Below are 16,397 nucleotides of genomic sequence, written 5' to 3' on the forward strand. Positions count from 1 at the left end.
CTAGTTTTATATTATCACAAATATATAACATACGTAAAATTTTATAATTATAGATTTTACTTCAAATAATTGTAAACAACAACATCTAACCGATTATGCCCTAAATCCTTAGTAAGTTCTTTCAAAACCTTTTTGTCATGCCCTCTATAATCTTTATCATCTTTACGTTCACCCAATATTTCTTGATATCTATTCTTAGCATATTCTCGCCTAAATGCATGATTATCAATTTTTGATGTATATCTATCAAACAATGGCTTACCCATTTCCTTATTTTCCAAAACACTTTTCAAATCTTCCTGATATTTCACCAAAATATGAGCATCTCGCTCTTTCCCGCCCTTTTCAATAAGATGTACCTTAATTGGCACTCCATCTTTCCAAGTAAAACATTCTGTCGTAACCACTAGAACACTTTCCCTTCGACAACCGCATGCTTTAGCAAACATAATCTGATCTTTATAATTGTTCGGATTATATTTCTTATCATTTTCTGTATACAATCGACTTCTTGTTATATCTTTATAAGAACGCTCTTTAATTCCAGCTTCTTTCTTTGTCACAAAGAAATTGAAAAGCTTATTTAGTGCAGCCATATCCTTGCTTATGGTATAGGCAGATTTTTCGTCCTGTTGACGGTATTGTAGATATTCGACCACGTGTTCCTCTTTGACCTGTCTTACATCTTTGATGTCTTTATACTCTTTCTTCATATATTTTGAGAATTCAATACTGGTTTGTTTATACGCATCATATGTCTTAAAACTATGAATGCCTACCGTTCTATTATGTGTTTCTTCTTTTCCCATCATATCTTTGTATTCTTGTTTTGCTTGATGTCGGCTTTCATTTGGACAAAACATCTCCTGCATCCGACAATATAGTTGATAGTCCATCTTTGACATTCTTGCCATAAATACCACTCCCCTCAAATCTGTGCATAACAAATACACCTCTAGTTAAGTAAATTTGCTTTCTTTCATGACTAAGCTTAAAGTCTGTAACGCCCTTAAAACCTGCTATTTCCACTCCATTCCTTCCTATTTTTTGCTCGGGTCAGTCCGCTGGGGTTTATATTCCCCTTCCGAGTAATATAACCCCCAGCGTCCGCATCTCATGCATCCCATATCAATTCACTCCATCCCTTCCTATCAATCAATTAAACTGCACCAGCTACATCTCTATATATGAAACTGCACAAGCTACATTAAATCTTCTTAGTATTCCAAATTAGTCGGAAAATCAATTAAATCCATGTTGCCCATACCTTATAAACAATCATTCAAATCAAAGTCAAGAAAAATATCACCTGATTTTTTGATTTTTCTTTTTACATTCGTAAAATGCCCTCTAACTTAAACGAAAGAAGGCGATTTTTATGAATATAAATGAAACAGATAAATTACTTTTGATGGAATTGATTAATGATGGTACACTGGTATCAGACAACGTACCGAAACAATTATATGAAATGAAAAAGATAAAAATTGATGCAGTACATCCATATGACATCACTGAACCAAAAACTGAGAAAGCACGTTGGCAAACCTATCTTCCAAGTGATACTGGTACAAGAGGTAAAAAAGTTTCTGCTACTACCGAAGAACGTCTTTACCAGAAGCTATATGATTATTATTTCGTTAATAACCGCTCCAAAGTGACTTTAGAGACACTTTATCCTGAATGGCTGAATAAACGTAACGAAATGAATCTTAGCGACCGTACAATACACCGTGATACAAACCGATGGGATAAGTATTATAAGGAACATCCAATTATCAAACGTCCTGTTGCCAAAATTAAGCCAGAGCATTTGGAAAAGTTCTTTCACCAATGTATTAAGGACTTCAGTTTAACCAAGAAAGAGTTAGATAGCATGAAGTTCATCATGAAGGAATTAATTGGAATGGCTCTGAAAAAGGAAATTATCAGCAAGAATCCTTTTGATCTGGCTGATATTACGACTTACGGCTGTAAGAAACCGACAAAGAAAAATGACCGAAGTCGTGTATATCTACCCAGTGAAAAAGAAAAGATGTTCATGGCTCTTAATATGGACTTATTGGAACATCCAGATGTTACCGATGCTTATGCAGTTTTTCTGTTATTTAAGTTGGAACCCAGAATCGGAGAAGTTGCTGCACTCAAAGGACAGGATATCGATTTCAAAAACAAAGAAATTCATATCCAGCGGATGGAAAGTAAGAAAGAAGACGAAAATGGTAAGCTTGTACCTGTTGTCGTTGAATATACGAAAACTGAAAGTAGTAACCGTTTCTTAGATCTTGATAAATATGCTATGGATTTGTTAACAACAGTGATGGCTATTAACAAAGAACTAGGTTACGATGACGATGATTTCATTTTTGTAGATGCTAATGGTAGAACAAAGATCAGAGAAATTGATAATCGAATCAGAAAGTGTTGTAAGTCAGCCGGCATTGAGGTTAAATCCGCCCATGATATAAGACGTACAGTAGCTTCAGAATTGCATGCCAATCATGTTCCTATTGAAATAATTAGAGATTTAATGGGACATTCTGAAATCAGCACGACCTACGGCTATATCTATGACAACAACAAAAGTCTGAACGGAAGAGAATTATTCATGAAGCCTTAAGCTCAATGAACGGACTCAAGGGGACTCAAATCTCATAATAATAAAAAAACCCCAAAACCCTTGATTTATCAAGAATCTTGAAGCCTTTAATTAGAGCGCGAGACGGGATTCGAACCCGCGACCCTCGCCTTGGCAAGGCGATGCTCTACCACTGAGCCACTCACGCATATAGTAAATCATGTTTATGGAGACTTGATAGATAATTCAAGCTACTGGGCTTGAATTAGAAATCTTAGTCGCAATTAACGGTATTTACGTCTTATAGTAAATCATTCTTACAATGACTTCGGAGACAAATCGAACTATTAGGTTCGAATTCAAGCCACCTCTGATTTACAAATGCCCAGAGGCGGAATCGAACCACCGACACGAGGATTTTCAGTCCTCTGCTCTACCGACTGAGCTATCTGGGCATATCTAGATGTTGTATCTATGATATGCTTTGTTGCTAACTGCCCGAGACCGGAATCGAACCGGTACGATTTTTACATCGCAGGATTTTAAGTCCTGTGCGTCTGCCAATTCCGCCACTCGGGCATGAAGTATCTTAATAACTTCATGATCAGTTAAGATTTATCCTAACTTAATGGAGGGAGAAGGATTCGAACCTTCGAAGTCGTAGACAACAGATTTACAGTCTGCCCCCTTTGGCCACTCGGGAACCCCTCCGTAGCGACAAGATATATAATATCACATCTACAGAATTTGTCAACAGCTTTTTTGCATAATTTATGAAATACTTTTAATTTCTACATAGTACTCACGTGTACTGGATGCCAACTTGACTAAACGTATCTTTTTTTGGTGCTCAAGCATCTCTTCTTCTGTGATATGATCAAGAATAACTTCCAAATCACTCGTTCCTAGACCTAGGGCCTCGACCATGTCTTTATAAAAGTATTTTCCATCATTAATCTGTTGTATAAACCCTAAGAAAGCTGTCTTATAGACCAGCAGATCCTCTTCTGAGATATTGTGATAGTTAAGTGTCGCCGTTGTATTGTAGCCATTAAGCCATACATCATGTTTATATGCTTCTTGACTCTCTCGTCGCCGCAGCTCTTTTTCATCATCCGAGACTAGAACAATGTCAAAGCGAAAGTTCATCCCGCCAAACTGATGATAATCATCAACCATCTGTCGGTTACCTCGTCTTTGTTCTAAGTCCGTTCTTATCGTGTCCCATTCATGTTCTAAGTCTCGGCTTATTCCAACGTATTTCTTTTTATTCGCTGTGTTTGTTATAACATAAACTCCTTGAATCCCTCGCATGTAATTACCTCTCTTTATTGGCATTTTCCATTAATAATATTATACCTAATATCCTCTTGGAATGCAATAAAATAAAGGTTTAGACGCCATTAGTCTTTCTTCTGCACCGGAATCCAAATCTCACAAAAACACTCGGCTGCATTCTCTGTCGGATAGAGTTCAAAGTCAATATCATCAAGCATATTATATCCTGATCCAGGCAAAAACTCTTTGTATATACGATCCCATGTCTCACCTATACACTGTCCATCAGTACCAATACACTGGAATACTGCCCATTGATTTGCCTTGACTTCCCATACGTCAAACCCACTTGGCACCTCTCCACCTGCATACAGGCTACCAATCCCATACTCAAAGTGTGTCTCTTCCTTGGATAAGGGTGCACAAGCTCCATACACATCTCCATTAACACGGTGTGCTTTTAATACGTCAAAAGTATCATCAGCATTACATCGTTTCCAAAAATCAGGAATCAGCGTGTTCTCTTCTTCGCCGACAATTTCATTGTCAAATTTTTCCACTTTAACCAATAAATTAAACTTTTCTTTTTCTACAATCTTGTACTCCATAATTGTACCGCCTTCCGTTTGAATTTTTATGATAAGGCGATTAAAAATTTGTAAATGTGTCCCTGAACGTTTAGCTACACTCGGCGTTACTCCATGAAACCTTGAAAAAGCTTTTGTGAAGCTCTCTGGCGTCTCATAACCATACTTAAATGCAATGTCAATAACTTTGTTCTCCGATAATACAAGTTCTTGTCCAGCCATCGACAGCTTCCGATTTCGAATATATTCATTGGCAGTCATTCCGGTTATCATGCTAAACAATCGATGAAAATGATAATTTGACATATATAGATGCTGCGCAACATCTTCATAAGTTATCTTCTCCATCATATGGGTTTCCATATACTCAATGGCCTGTTGAATACTGCAAATACAATCCATGTTCATCACCTCATGCTTCTAGTATATGACGATACACCCTCTTTGTCCTGTCTGTCCTTGTTCATTTTTGTCTTAGCTATCTACACGATTAATCGGCTGTCCATTAGCGAATGCCTTGATATTGTCTCCAATCAGCTTTACAAGACGCCTACGCGTCTCTAAACCTCGCCACCCCATATGTGGTGTAAGAATAACATTATCCATCCTATACAGTGCACTGGCATCATCTAGTGGCTCTACTTCTTGGACATCTAGCCCTGCTCCGGCAATTGTTCCTTGATTTAGCGCTTCTATCAATGCCTTTTCATCAACAAGCCCTCCTCTAGCCGTATTAATGAGGTAGCTTGAAGGCTTCATCATAGCTAGTGTTTTGGCATTAATCATATGTCGGGTCCCATCATTAAGAGGGCAGTTCAACGAGAGAAAATCACTCTGCTTAAGCACCTCTTCCAAAGACTTAAAACTTACCTCTGCAGTATCGTTTCTTGGCGTACGCGTTGATACGATGACATCCATGCCTAATGCAACAGCTACCTTGATGAGGCTTTTTGCTATATGACCATATCCGATAACCCCTAGCGTCTTGCCATTAAGTTCAACATGATCGACCATCAGATGTTCATGAAAGTTGTCATGATTGCCTTGTGCCAGCATCTGCATCTGTTTTTGCATGGAACTAGCCAAACTCAACATCAATAAAACCGCTGTATGGGCAACACGTTCTGTGCTATATGCCGGAATATTACATACGATAATCTCTTTTTCCCTAGCCGCTTCTAGATCAATATTGTTATATCCGGTTCCCGCTTCACAGATCATCTTAACACTCTCCGGGAACTGTCGAATCACTTCACCTCGTAACGGCATTTCTTTTGTGACAACCACTGTAAATCCCTGTACACGCTCTATAATTTTATCTTCTGGTGTCGTATCATGGATGATGACTTGGGATGCAATCTGTCCGTAGTCAACTTTCCCATCATAGTTTACCAGACCTCCATTTAATACGACGGTTTTATCCTTCATTGTTGCTCCTCCTTGCCCATTTAACTTTGTATTTATTATAGCATATCTATGAAAAGAGCAAAGCAAGAACCTTTTCTATGTGTTTTTATTAATCTCTTCGAGTACTTCAAGTACGCTCAGGAGTTGTTCATCACTTACATAAGGAGTCTTTTTATTTTCTTCTATACATGTTAAAAAATGCGTTAATTCATTATAATACCAACCTGTTGGCGGTACATTAATCCCTGTGGCAATCAGATTTTCATCTTCTATATTATAGTGAATAGGATCTTCTTGATAGGGGTATGCTATCAACGATGAACCATCATAAATAACCACTGCATTTTCAAAAACAATCCTCCACTGTGCTCGAAATGGAATACTTGCATGAAACCATGCCGCTTCGGCTACTACATTAACCTTTGGATAGGTATAGATCATGCGATAATGTTCTACATAACTAGATTCTTCACGTTTATTGCCAAAGACTTGAACCTGTTCTGGTTTTCCAAAAAGACTGACAATCAAATCCAGGTCATGTATATGCAAATCAAAAGGCAGCAATCCACTTTTACTCTTGTCAAAGAGCCATCCTCCTTGCGCCCATTGAGGACTTGCTGACAGCCGTTCAAAGTATGCGTCTAGTGGCTTTCCAAAGGTTTCTTTTGCAACAAGTTCTCGCAAGATACCCACTTCTTTGGTAAATTGAAGCACCTGAGCGACAAAGAGCAGACAGTTGTTTTTCTTTGCCATTTCCATCATTTCTTGAGCATCAGCCTTTGATAGTGTCATCGGTTTTTCAACAATCGTATGCTTTTTATGTCCTATACTTTCTAAGACATTGTCCTTATGTAAAAAAGTGGGAGTACATACATCGACCACATCTATGTCTTGGTTTGTAATCATCTCTGTTATAGAACTATATAATGGAAGGTTCCATTCTTGTGACCGAATCTGATCTTGTTCGCTAAATCCTACAAGGGCAACAACTTCACAATGGTCAATATGCTTATAATTACTATAATGCACTGTCCCCATGCCTCCTGCCCCTACAATACCTATCTTTAACATCGCTTGCCTTTCCTTTCTATATCTAAGCGTTGAGCTATATCTGCAACCCAATAGATTTTAAATACGCGTACGAAGTTGCCACTGCTTCATTAATCTCTTGCAAATCTTTTGGACCTGCCTTTGTAAATTCAATCTCTACACTAAAAGGACATGCGTTTTGTGCTTGTTCTAATTTTTGCTTAATGGTTAAAAAATCAATCTCTCCTTGCCCAAGTGCCGGAAAGTTCCACTCAGTCACTTCTCCTGCCTTGTCCTTGATGTGCATATACTGAATCTGATCAATACATCCATCCAGGTCGTCCATTAAGTTGACATTACCAAAAAAGATGGCATTGGCCGTATCATAGTTAATACCGATGCGTTCAGATTGTATTTGATCTACAATCGCTTTTATCTTTTGTCCACTGCCATGTTCTTGTCCATGAACTTCTAAAACCAATGTTAAATCATAAGTCTCTAAGTGTGGTATCAATTCCTTAAGCCGCTTAGCCGTCTCCTCATCAGTTGCCACCACATCATTATCTAAATGCGCCTCGCCGATTGAAGACACTATATATTGGCATCCAAAATAATTCGCCAATCGCATATTATCAACAAAGTCCGGTATACGACTTTCATCCATCAAATTACAATGTCCACTAAGAGCAATAGGCGTCACGCCTTTCTCTTGACATCTTTGCTTTACCTTTGCAAGGTAGGACAAGCTCATCGACGGAAAAACATGTTCAGTCCAGCCCTTTGTAGCTGTCAGTTCAATATAACCAAACCCCGCTTGGCTTATACCGTCAATCGCTTCTTCTATAGAATATCCATGATAACAATTTGAATTTACTGCAACAATTCTTTTCATATTAAACCTTCTTCCCTTATGTTCTATTTTATCTTTACCGCTTTTCCCGTCCTAGAAGATTCCACACTTGCAAAAACAGCTTTCATGGCTGCAAGCGCTTGTTCTCCAGAATTTTCCTGTGATTCTTGTGTCACCAGACATTGGGCAAAAAGATCAATGACGCCGGATGCCGTTTGGTGGTCATTGGTCTGAATCTTATCAATCTCATAGTAGATATTTTCACCTTCTTTGGTCGTAATCGTAATGGAATATGTGGGGTCATCATATATATGCATAATGCCTTTAGTTCCATATAAGACCGTTGCATTATCTTCCTTGCCATAATATGTCCAACTGGCGGTCATCGTACCTACAATCCCGTTTTCCATTGTGTAGATACTGATGGCATTATCATCAACACCTATAAGATTTCCCGTGGCATCTTTTTTATCTAGAGTCACAATCTTTGCCATCACTTCTGTAATTTTTTGCCCTGTTAAAAACTGAATAACATCCGTTTTATGTATCCCTAGATCTCCTACGGCTCCAAGACGTGCCAGGTCTTTGTCAAAAAACCATATATTTTTACCCGGATCGATACTCCAAGTCTCCGGTCCTTTATGCCCAAAAGTGGTTCTAAACGAGATAATATCGCCGATACTACCTTCCTCAATAAGTTGTCTTGCTCTTCGATGCGCCTTGGTCAAGCGTTGATTGTGTCCAATCATTAAAAACCGCTCTTCTTCTTTGGCTACGCGAACCATTTCTTCACATTCTTCCAACGTGATGGCCATCGGTTTTTCACAAAGCACATGTTTACCTGCCCGTAGCGCTTCGATCGTTATACTGGCATGAGTGTGGTTAGCTGAACACACACTGACAGCATCAATCGATGGGTCTTTTAGCATAGCTTCATAACTGTCATATGCCTTTACCCCAAACTTTGTTGCAAGTTCTTGTGCTCTATCTTGTCTCAAATCATAAAAGCCTGCTAATTCTGTATTTGAATTTGCCATGTATTCTGGTATATGTCTTACTTGCGCAATTTTTCCACAACCGATTATTCCTATTTTATACATATAGCTCCTCTTAATTCTCCTCTTAATTCTCTTCTTTTTTCTGCAACAATACAGCTCCAATTACAATCATACCTTTGAATGCTTCTCTTAAAAACGGAGGCACACCCAGTAAGTTCAATAAATTATTCATTACTGCAATTATTAGCATACCAAGGACTGCGCCCATAACTGAGCCTTTACCACCCGACATAGATACACCACCGACAATAACTGCCGCGATGGCATCCATCTCATAGCCACTACCAGCATTGGCATAGTCCATAGACCCGATTCTAGACACCTGCAAAATAGCTGTTACACCTACGAGCATACCAATCAAGGCATACACTTTTCGCTTAACTTTGCCTACATTAATCCCTGACAGTTTTGCTGTTCTCTCATTGGAACCAACCGCATAGACATATCGACCAAAAGCAGTTTTCTTCGATACAATATATAATATAATCGCGATAACCAGCCAATATATGATGGGCATAATCAATAGATTTCCCATTTTTAAACTTGCAATTTGCAAAAATCCGGTGGGTACTTTTGGTGAGTTCGTTTGCATAAAATGCTGAGTAACACTTCGTAAAATTTTCATCATCCCAAGCGTTGCTATAAATGGTGGCAACTTTCCTTTGGTTACCAAAACACCTGTCAACTGGCCTAATCCACACCCCATAGCAATAGCTACAACGATACCTATAATGTATAAAGGTACACCTGTGATTCCCGTTGATGCCAAAAGCGCATTCGGTCCATTATCAATAATCATCATAAGAACTGCACCGACAGCTACCATCGTCGAGCCAACTGCCAAGTCGATTCCACCAGATATAATGACAAATGCCATTCCAAGGGCTACAATACCAACCCCTGCATTGTTTCTCAAAATGTTGATCCAGTTATTAGCCCAGGTCGCAAACCATTCTCCAAAAGAATCAAATTCAAATCCCAGCGCGACTGTTTGCAAGATGACCATGACAAACAACGCAACACCTGTGCTAAACAGCGCGCTTTCCGTCCAGTTTTTCTTAAACCATGTTATAAAGTTGAACTTTACTTTTGTCTTTTCCATCTGTATACCTTCCTATTCTCCTATTTGCCACCTGTTGCTAGACGCATAATCTTTTGTTCATTCATATCTTCTCCAGAGACTTCCCCTACAATCGCACCGTGATACATCACAAGACTTCGATCACAAACCCTGATAATCTCCTGCGCTTCACTTGAAAGCACAATAATCCCAACACCTTGTCCTGCAAGTTTTAAGATAATATCATAGATTTCTTCCTTAGCACCTACATCAACGCCTTGTGTCGGATTGTCCATAATCAAAATTTTAGGATTGGACGATAACCATTTTGCTAATACAATCTTTTGCTGATTTCCTCCAGATAGACTCGTAATCAAATCCAATTTTTTCTCCATCTTGATTTTTAGACTGTCTTTTTGTACGTCAAATTCAGTATTTTGCTTTTTTCGATCAATAAAAAAGCGTTTTTGCAAGCGTTTTAATGTAACAAGTGAACCATTTTCCAAAATGTTCATATCTTTTATGATGCCATTTTCTTTTCTGTTTCTTGGCACATATGCAATACCAAGATCTAGACCTTTTGTTGTTGAATCAATCTTCACCTGTTGATTATCGATATAGATGTCTCCTGTATACTTAGGTCGATCCCCAAAAACAGCTTGAAACAACTCACTTCGTCCATCTCCCAGCAGTCCGGTTACACCTAGTATCTCACCTTGCCTTAAGTTTAAGGATATATCCCGAAAATGTGTGGCATCAGTAAGCCTCTCAAGCCTAAGAACCTCATTACCTATTTCCTTGTCTCGCTGCAGGCTTTCCGTTCGCACATCATGCCCTACCATATGCTTTGCCAAGTCATCGGTTGTGACATCTTTTATCTCTCCTGTGGCAACCATGTTTCCATCTCTAAGTACAGTATACTTATTACATATTTCAACGACTTCTTTTAATTTGTGTGAGATAAAAACCATGCCAACACCATGACTTTTTAATACATTCATCATTGCAAAGACCCTTTTGATTTCATGCTCCGTTAAGGATGTTGTCGGTTCATCCATGATGATAATCGACGCATTCATCATTAGTGCTCTTGCAATCTCTATGAATTGTTTATAGGAGGTATCTAAGTCTCGAACCATCTGTTCAGGGTTCAGTTCCAGTCCTATTTTTTCAAATATTTCCTTTGTTTTTTTTATCATTGTTTTTGCATCTAAAAAACCATATTTGTTTTTCAATTCTCGACCGATAAACATATTCTCAAAAATAGCTAGGTCATTGACAAGATTTAATTCCTGATGAATAAATGCAATTCCCGCTTCAAGAGAATCCACAGGATTTTTAAATTCTATCGGCTTCCCGTCGATGAGAATCGTACCTGAATCACTGTTAATGACTCCGCCTAAAATATTCATGAGCGTTGATTTTCCGGCACCATTTTCTCCAAGCAATGCACATATTTCACCACCACTTAGAGAGATATCCACACCTTTTAACACATTGTTTGCTCCAAATGATTTGTATATATTTTGCATTTCTAATTTCATATTCCTTAATACCTTTCTTCTAAAAAAGGCTATGACATCGCCATAGCCCTCTTATTGTTTCGCCTTCTACTCTTAGTATGGAGAATTTTCGTCCAAATACTCTTGATAGTTATCTTTATCAACGATGGTTGTAGGAATAATTTTTACTGGCTCAACGGTTTCCCCTTTTAATAGAGATACTGCCATATCTACCGCATCTTTAACCATTGCCGGGCTATAAAGTGCAGATTCAATCCAGATGTCGTCATTTTCAGGCATCATGTTAAAGTACTCTTGCGCTCCACCACCACCTGTAACAACTTTAATATCTGTGCGTCCTGATTCAGTAATCGCTTGAAGAACACCGATAGATGTCTCATCATCCATGGAATATACTGCATCAATTTTAGTATTTGCTGTTAAAATATCCGACATATCTTTTAATCCATCTTCTCTAGTAAAAGCTGTCGCATAAGTAATTAGCTCCATATCCGGTGCAATCTCTGCCATTGTTTCTACGAATCCTTTTTCACGTAACTCAGATACTGATCCAGCGGATGGAACGTTAAGTACAACAACCGTTCCTTCTGTTCCGATTTTATCAACGATGTATTTTGCTCCTTGAACACCCATGTCTTCATTATCTCCTGATACACGGTATACACCTTCTGTATCAATTGCGATGTCAAAGTTTACGACTTCAATCCCGCTATCAATAACTGACTGAATCGGTACTTCCATACCCTGCCATTGTGGAAACGCGACAATAGCCTCAGCTCCCCATGTTCTTAAGTCATCAAGTTGTGTTGTCATCTCTTCTGCATTGACCGATGTATAAAGCTTATAATCAACTTCATCGGATAGCTCTTTACAACGTGCTTCTGCATTGTATGCTACAGCTGCAACCCAACCATGTGTTACTGCAGGTGCTAAGATACCAATTTTCATCTTTTCTTTTGCAGGTGCTTCTGGTTCTGTCTCCGTCTCAGTTTCAGTTTCCCCTTCTGGTTCTGTTGTTGTCTCTGTAACGGCTTCACCTGTGTCCCCTGTTCCCCCTGTTTCTTCTACTTCCTTTGATCCACATCCTGCCAGCATCGCTACTGCCATTGCCAATACAAGGATATACGCTAATACTTTCATTTTCATCCTGCCTTCCTCCTATCTTCCACTTAATCTTTACTGTAAATTTTCTTTTTTTCTGAAACTTTACAATCACATCTTACTATTTTTATTAGGTTGTGTCAATTAAAATAATTTATATTATTTATTTTTGTGCATAATGTATATTGTTGTGTGTTGTGGATTTGTCATTTCTTTCTTTTTTTGTAAATTTACATGTTTTTTTCATTCTTTTTACATTTTGCTTTACAATTAAAGGTTTTATTCGTTATAATGGGAATATCTACAATGCGTATAGGAGAATATGAAATGGTTGAAAATAAAATCACTATTGAAGACGTTGCCAAAAAGGCAAATGTATCTATAGCTACAGTATCTAGAGTTATCAATAATAAAAATAATGTCAAAGCAGAGACCAAGCAACGTGTTGTAGCCGTCATGGAAGAGTTGAATTTTTCTCCAAAAACACCGGCTACGCTTTCTGATGTCAACAGCAACATTATATTAATGTGCGTTCCGGACTTTGATAATCCTTTTAATGGTCCTGTCATTGAGGGGATTCAAAAATCCGCACGTTCTGAAGGCTATCATGTACTCCTCATGCAAGATTTGAGCCACTATGCAGGCAGAATAAATTATGAGGAGATATTAAAAAATAATTCCATTGCTGGAATTATTATTTTCTGCTCTGTTCCAAATTCAAAGTTTTTAGAGGACTTGACCTTCCGTTGTCCTGTGGTCATGTGCTCTGAGCATGCCGAAAATTATAACGTGTCTTATGTGAACATCGATGATGTCAAGGCTTCAACTCAAGCCGTCAATTATCTAATTTCAACTGGTTGCAAAAAAATCGGATTGATTAATTGTAATATGAATTTTAAGTACGCAAGACACCGAGAAAAAGGATATCGCCAAGCTTTGACAGCTGCCGGACTTCCGATTAACCCTTCTTGGATTCTCCACCTGTCTTCTGTTACTTACAGTGTGGCTTATTCAAACATTCTTCACCTTTTAAGTCAACCTGATCACCCGGATGCTTTTTTCGCTTGTTCTGACGTCTATGCTTTTGCTGCAATCAATGCTGCGAAAAAATTGGGCTTTAGGGTTCCAGAAGATATCTCCGTTGTCGGATTTGACAATGTATATCTATCAACCATGTCCGATCCGCCCATTACAACAATCGAACAGCCAAGCTACCAGCTCGGTCTCCAAGCGTGTGAATTGTTATTAGAAAAAATCAAGTTTCCACAGGTGCCCAACAAACACATCATTTTGGAGACAGAACTCATCGTACGTGGATCAACCAAACTATAAATTATAGGTTGAACAATTGTTTGTTGAACGCAAAAAACCTCGCTTGCAATCAAGCGAGGTTTTCTTATTGTTCTCATTATAATCAAACGGAGAAGGAGGGATTTGAACCCCCGCACGGCGCAAGCCGCCTACCGCATTTCGAGTGCGGACCCTTCAGCCACTTGGGTACTTCTCCATGAAGCATTATTCATAATCATGTGAAAAATGCTTACATTTAAATATTTTAGCACTATTTTGCGTTAAGTCAACCTTTATTTTCCCTTTTTTTACATTATATTTTTGCGCCGCCGTTGAATGTCCCTCTCGCGTCGTTTCAATCACTTGCTGACAAACCGATGAATTACTCACTCCAATCTCCCAGACCGGAATCTCCACCGTCTTATCATGATTGTTGTTATTAATAACGACAACGACCTGGTCATGATCGTCAAACCGTCCATAAGCGATTACATTATATTCTCCATATAAGAATTTTAATGATCCGGTTCGTAGCGCCGGAATCGCTTTTCGTAGACTAATCAATGAACGGTGTAGTGCAATAAGCTCCGTGTTTTCATTGCCCCACGGATAGGTTCTGCGATTATCCGGATCTGTCCATCCGGCAACCCCAGCTTCATCTCCATAATAAATCGTCGGCGCTCCAACCCATGTCATCTGAATTACAACCGCTTCTTTCATCACTGCAAAATCCACATTTGCATTGGCTGCCTCAGCACCCACGGTGTGTGTTCGCCCAACAGTACGATTGGTTCGAGTCAAGAACCGACTATGATCGTGGTTTGACAACTGGTTCATCGCCACTTGCAACGATTGAGTGTGAAACCTTGCCATATTATACTTCATCGCATCAAAAAACGAATGATGATTACCCAAAAGGTCTTCTCTAAATTCATCACTATGTTTTTGCATTCCTGTAAGGAACCAGCTTACCGGCTCCATAAAAGCATCATAATTCATCACCGTATCCCACTGATCTCCATGAATCAACCAATCCGACGGATCTCCATAATGCTCAGCAATAATAATCGCATCCGGTTTGACACTTTTAACTTCTCGCCTAAAGTCCTTCCAAAACTGGTGGTTAAACTCTTTACTATATCCTAAATCAGCTGCAACATCCAGACGCCATCCATCTGCATCATATGGCGGTGACATCCATTTTTTAGCAATATCCATTACATATTTATAGAGTTTTGGCGATCCTTCATAGTTAAGCTTAGGAAGTGTATCATGTCCCCACCATCCATCGTAATAGGGATTATCCGGCCATGCTTGTTTGTTGTGAAAGTGAAAAAAAGAATAATACGGACTGCTTTTTGCACCATATGCCCCAACAGGATAGTTGTGAGAATTTGCATAGAATTTTTCACGATCCATCCATTTATTAAAAGAGCCACAATGATTGAACACACCATCTAAGATAACTTTCATATTACGCTGATGTGCCTCATGGACCAGATTGGCAAAAAGGTTATTACTTGCCTCCAGATTCACGGTTTCCGTTGTACGCGTAATGTATTTTTTTGCATCATTGTTGTCTTTATCAGCTTGATCAAGAACTTCTTGTGCATCCTTAATAACCACACCATAGTGCGGGTCGACATAGTCATAATCTTGAGTATCATACTTATGGTTAGATGGAGATACAAAAATCGGGTTAAAATAAATCACATCCACTCCAAGCTCTTTGAGATAATCCAACTTTTCCAAGACACCCTTTAAGTCTCCACCATAGAACTCACCCACTCCGTCTTGATCGGGTAGTTTATTCCAATCGGTTACTCGTCTGGCCGGTTTATTGATATACATATATTCATTATCTACTACATCATTAGACGGATCTGAATTGTTGAATCGATCCACAAAGATTTGATACATGACTGCATTTTTTGCCCAATTAGGCGTCCGAAATCCGGGCATGATTTTAAAATCAAAATAATGATCCGGTTCACGCATGATTCCTTTTTTATTGTAATATATTGTCAATCGACCTGTCGTCAACTTGAAAAAATAAGTAAAGAGCTTTTCTCCCACTTTAAGTGTATATTCATAATAGTCAAAATACTCATCTGATGAGATAACGTCCATTGCATAACATTCGCCCTGATAGCACACATATGCATGATCAAGATTATTCTTTGCTGCACGAAGGCGTATCACTACCGGAGAATTCATCGATGGTTCTGCCGGTATGCGATAATTTTCCGTTTCATCAGAAAAGATGGCTTTTTCATCAAGAATCTGTTGTCGTGTTGAAAAATAGGTAAACATTTTTTGAGTACGATTCATTTGTTCAAATGGTATTTGAATACTCATGATTTTACCTCCTTTGTCATCATTGTAAAGCTATACTTAATTTTAAACTACTGCCCTTAAGAATGCAAGCCAAAAGCTATAGTTGCGCTTCTTATATTGCAAATGAAAAAAGGACAGCTATCCGATCGCTGTCCTTTTAAGGAGAAGGTATTTGTTCTTATGGGGTGTAGCAAAAACTTAATATATATATTGTATTGGGGGGGTTTTACAATAATAATTATAGCAAGATTTGAAAAATAAGTGTGCATAAACATGTTTTTTTTTTGTCATTTTTCTTA

At 38.5% G+C, this 16,397-nt stretch carries 13 protein-coding genes and 5 tRNA genes; 2 read left to right on the forward strand and 16 right to left on the reverse strand.

The annotated features are described in order from the left end of the window. Window positions 1-56 precede the first annotated feature (56 nt). On the reverse strand, window positions 57-914 hold the full coding sequence (locus QBE53_13175) for a site-specific integrase (GenBank protein ID WZL80747.1): 858 nt from the start codon (window positions 912-914) through the stop codon (window positions 57-59). Window positions 915-1,378: 464 nt separating this feature from the next. Between QBE53_13175 and QBE53_13180 the strand changes: the two genes are divergently transcribed. Further along, window positions 1,379-2,620 (forward strand): site-specific integrase, encoded by a 1,242-nt coding sequence (locus QBE53_13180; GenBank protein ID WZL80748.1) that lies wholly within the window; start codon window positions 1,379-1,381, stop codon window positions 2,618-2,620. 94 nt (window positions 2,621-2,714) lie between these two features. On the opposite strand, the gene QBE53_13185 is transcribed toward QBE53_13180, so the two are convergent. The 13 genes from QBE53_13185 to QBE53_13245 form a co-directional block, all read right to left on the reverse strand. Beyond that, window positions 2,715-2,786: transfer RNA gene (locus QBE53_13185), tRNA-Gly, on the reverse strand. Between the two features lie 174 nt (window positions 2,787-2,960). After that, window positions 2,961-3,033: transfer RNA gene (locus QBE53_13190), tRNA-Phe, on the reverse strand. Between the two features lie 40 nt (window positions 3,034-3,073). Beyond that, window positions 3,074-3,157, reverse strand: a tRNA-Leu gene (locus QBE53_13195). Between the two features lie 50 nt (window positions 3,158-3,207). Further along, window positions 3,208-3,289 (reverse strand) — tRNA-Tyr (locus QBE53_13200). Window positions 3,290-3,349: 60 nt separating this feature from the next. Further along, window positions 3,350-3,892 carry a GIY-YIG nuclease family protein gene (locus QBE53_13205; protein ID WZL80749.1) on the reverse strand — a complete coding sequence of 181 codons (543 nt, stop codon included), beginning with the start codon at window positions 3,890-3,892 and terminating at the stop codon, window positions 3,350-3,352. Window positions 3,893-3,981: 89 nt separating this feature from the next. Continuing rightward, window positions 3,982-4,845, reverse strand: a complete 864-nt coding sequence (locus QBE53_13210; protein WZL80750.1) for an AraC family transcriptional regulator — start codon at window positions 4,843-4,845, stop codon at window positions 3,982-3,984. A 72-nt stretch (window positions 4,846-4,917) separates the two neighbouring features. Beyond that, entirely contained in the window at window positions 4,918-5,871 is a 954-nt protein-coding gene (locus QBE53_13215) for an NAD(P)-dependent oxidoreductase (protein ID WZL80751.1), read from the reverse strand. Window positions 5,872-5,946: 75 nt separating this feature from the next. After that, window positions 5,947-6,921, reverse strand: a complete 975-nt coding sequence (locus QBE53_13220; protein ID WZL80752.1) for a Gfo/Idh/MocA family oxidoreductase — start codon at window positions 6,919-6,921, stop codon at window positions 5,947-5,949. Window positions 6,922-6,955: 34 nt separating this feature from the next. After that, window positions 6,956-7,771, reverse strand: coding sequence for a sugar phosphate isomerase/epimerase (locus tag QBE53_13225; protein WZL80753.1), 816 nt, complete (start codon window positions 7,769-7,771; stop codon window positions 6,956-6,958). 23 nt (window positions 7,772-7,794) lie between these two features. Next, window positions 7,795-8,829: a Gfo/Idh/MocA family oxidoreductase gene (locus QBE53_13230; protein ID WZL80754.1), complete on the reverse strand. Its 1,035-nt coding sequence runs from the start codon at window positions 8,827-8,829 to the stop codon at window positions 7,795-7,797. A 22-nt stretch (window positions 8,830-8,851) separates the two neighbouring features. After that, the gene (locus QBE53_13235; GenBank protein ID WZL80755.1) at window positions 8,852-9,889 is read right to left on the reverse strand and encodes an ABC transporter permease; all 1,038 of its coding nucleotides are present in this window, start codon (window positions 9,887-9,889) and stop codon (window positions 8,852-8,854) included. 20 nt (window positions 9,890-9,909) lie between these two features. Beyond that, window positions 9,910-11,391, reverse strand: a complete 1,482-nt coding sequence (locus QBE53_13240; protein WZL80756.1) for a sugar ABC transporter ATP-binding protein — start codon at window positions 11,389-11,391, stop codon at window positions 9,910-9,912. A 72-nt stretch (window positions 11,392-11,463) separates the two neighbouring features. Then, a complete protein-coding gene (locus QBE53_13245; GenBank protein WZL80757.1) occupies window positions 11,464-12,516 on the reverse strand; it encodes an ABC transporter substrate-binding protein in 1,053 nt (350 codons plus the stop codon). Window positions 12,517-12,798: 282 nt separating this feature from the next. Here QBE53_13245 and QBE53_13250 point away from each other — a divergent pair, with 282 nt between their 5' ends. Next, window positions 12,799-13,803: a LacI family DNA-binding transcriptional regulator gene (locus QBE53_13250; protein ID WZL80758.1), complete on the forward strand. Its 1,005-nt coding sequence runs from the start codon at window positions 12,799-12,801 to the stop codon at window positions 13,801-13,803. Between the two features lie 87 nt (window positions 13,804-13,890). Here QBE53_13250 and QBE53_13255 read toward each other — a convergent pair. Beyond that, a tRNA-Ser gene (locus QBE53_13255) sits at window positions 13,891-13,978 on the reverse strand. Between the two features lie 8 nt (window positions 13,979-13,986). Further along, window positions 13,987-16,119 (reverse strand): glycoside hydrolase family 13 protein, encoded by a 2,133-nt coding sequence (locus QBE53_13260; GenBank protein WZL80759.1) that lies wholly within the window; start codon window positions 16,117-16,119, stop codon window positions 13,987-13,989. Between the last annotated feature and the right edge of the window lie 278 nt (window positions 16,120-16,397).

It is taken from the genome of Vallitaleaceae bacterium 9-2 (genome assembly GCA_038396585.1).
Classification (GTDB): Bacteria; Bacillota; Clostridia; order Lachnospirales; family Vallitaleaceae; genus UBA1351.

Coding starts and splice junctions, on each gene's coding strand:
- QBE53_13175 (WZL80747.1), bottom strand. CDS start 914: ATGGCAAGAATGTCAAAGATGGACTATCAACTATATTGTCGGATGCAG.
- QBE53_13180 (WZL80748.1), top strand. CDS start 1,379: ATGAATATAAATGAAACAGATAAATTACTTTTGATGGAATTGATTAAT.
- QBE53_13205 (WZL80749.1), bottom strand. CDS start 3,892: ATGCGAGGGATTCAAGGAGTTTATGTTATAACAAACACAGCGAATAAA.
- QBE53_13210 (WZL80750.1), bottom strand. CDS start 4,845: ATGGATTGTATTTGCAGTATTCAACAGGCCATTGAGTATATGGAAACC.
- QBE53_13215 (WZL80751.1), bottom strand. CDS start 5,871: ATGAAGGATAAAACCGTCGTATTAAATGGAGGTCTGGTAAACTATGAT.
- QBE53_13220 (WZL80752.1), bottom strand. CDS start 6,921: ATGTTAAAGATAGGTATTGTAGGGGCAGGAGGCATGGGGACAGTGCAT.
- QBE53_13225 (WZL80753.1), bottom strand. CDS start 7,771: ATGAAAAGAATTGTTGCAGTAAATTCAAATTGTTATCATGGATATTCT.
- QBE53_13230 (WZL80754.1), bottom strand. CDS start 8,829: ATGTATAAAATAGGAATAATCGGTTGTGGAAAAATTGCGCAAGTAAGA.
- QBE53_13235 (WZL80755.1), bottom strand. CDS start 9,889: ATGGAAAAGACAAAAGTAAAGTTCAACTTTATAACATGGTTTAAGAAA.
- QBE53_13240 (WZL80756.1), bottom strand. CDS start 11,391: ATGAAATTAGAAATGCAAAATATATACAAATCATTTGGAGCAAACAAT.
- QBE53_13245 (WZL80757.1), bottom strand. CDS start 12,516: ATGAAAATGAAAGTATTAGCGTATATCCTTGTATTGGCAATGGCAGTA.
- QBE53_13250 (WZL80758.1), top strand. CDS start 12,799: ATGGTTGAAAATAAAATCACTATTGAAGACGTTGCCAAAAAGGCAAAT.
- QBE53_13260 (WZL80759.1), bottom strand. CDS start 16,119: ATGAGTATTCAAATACCATTTGAACAAATGAATCGTACTCAAAAAATG.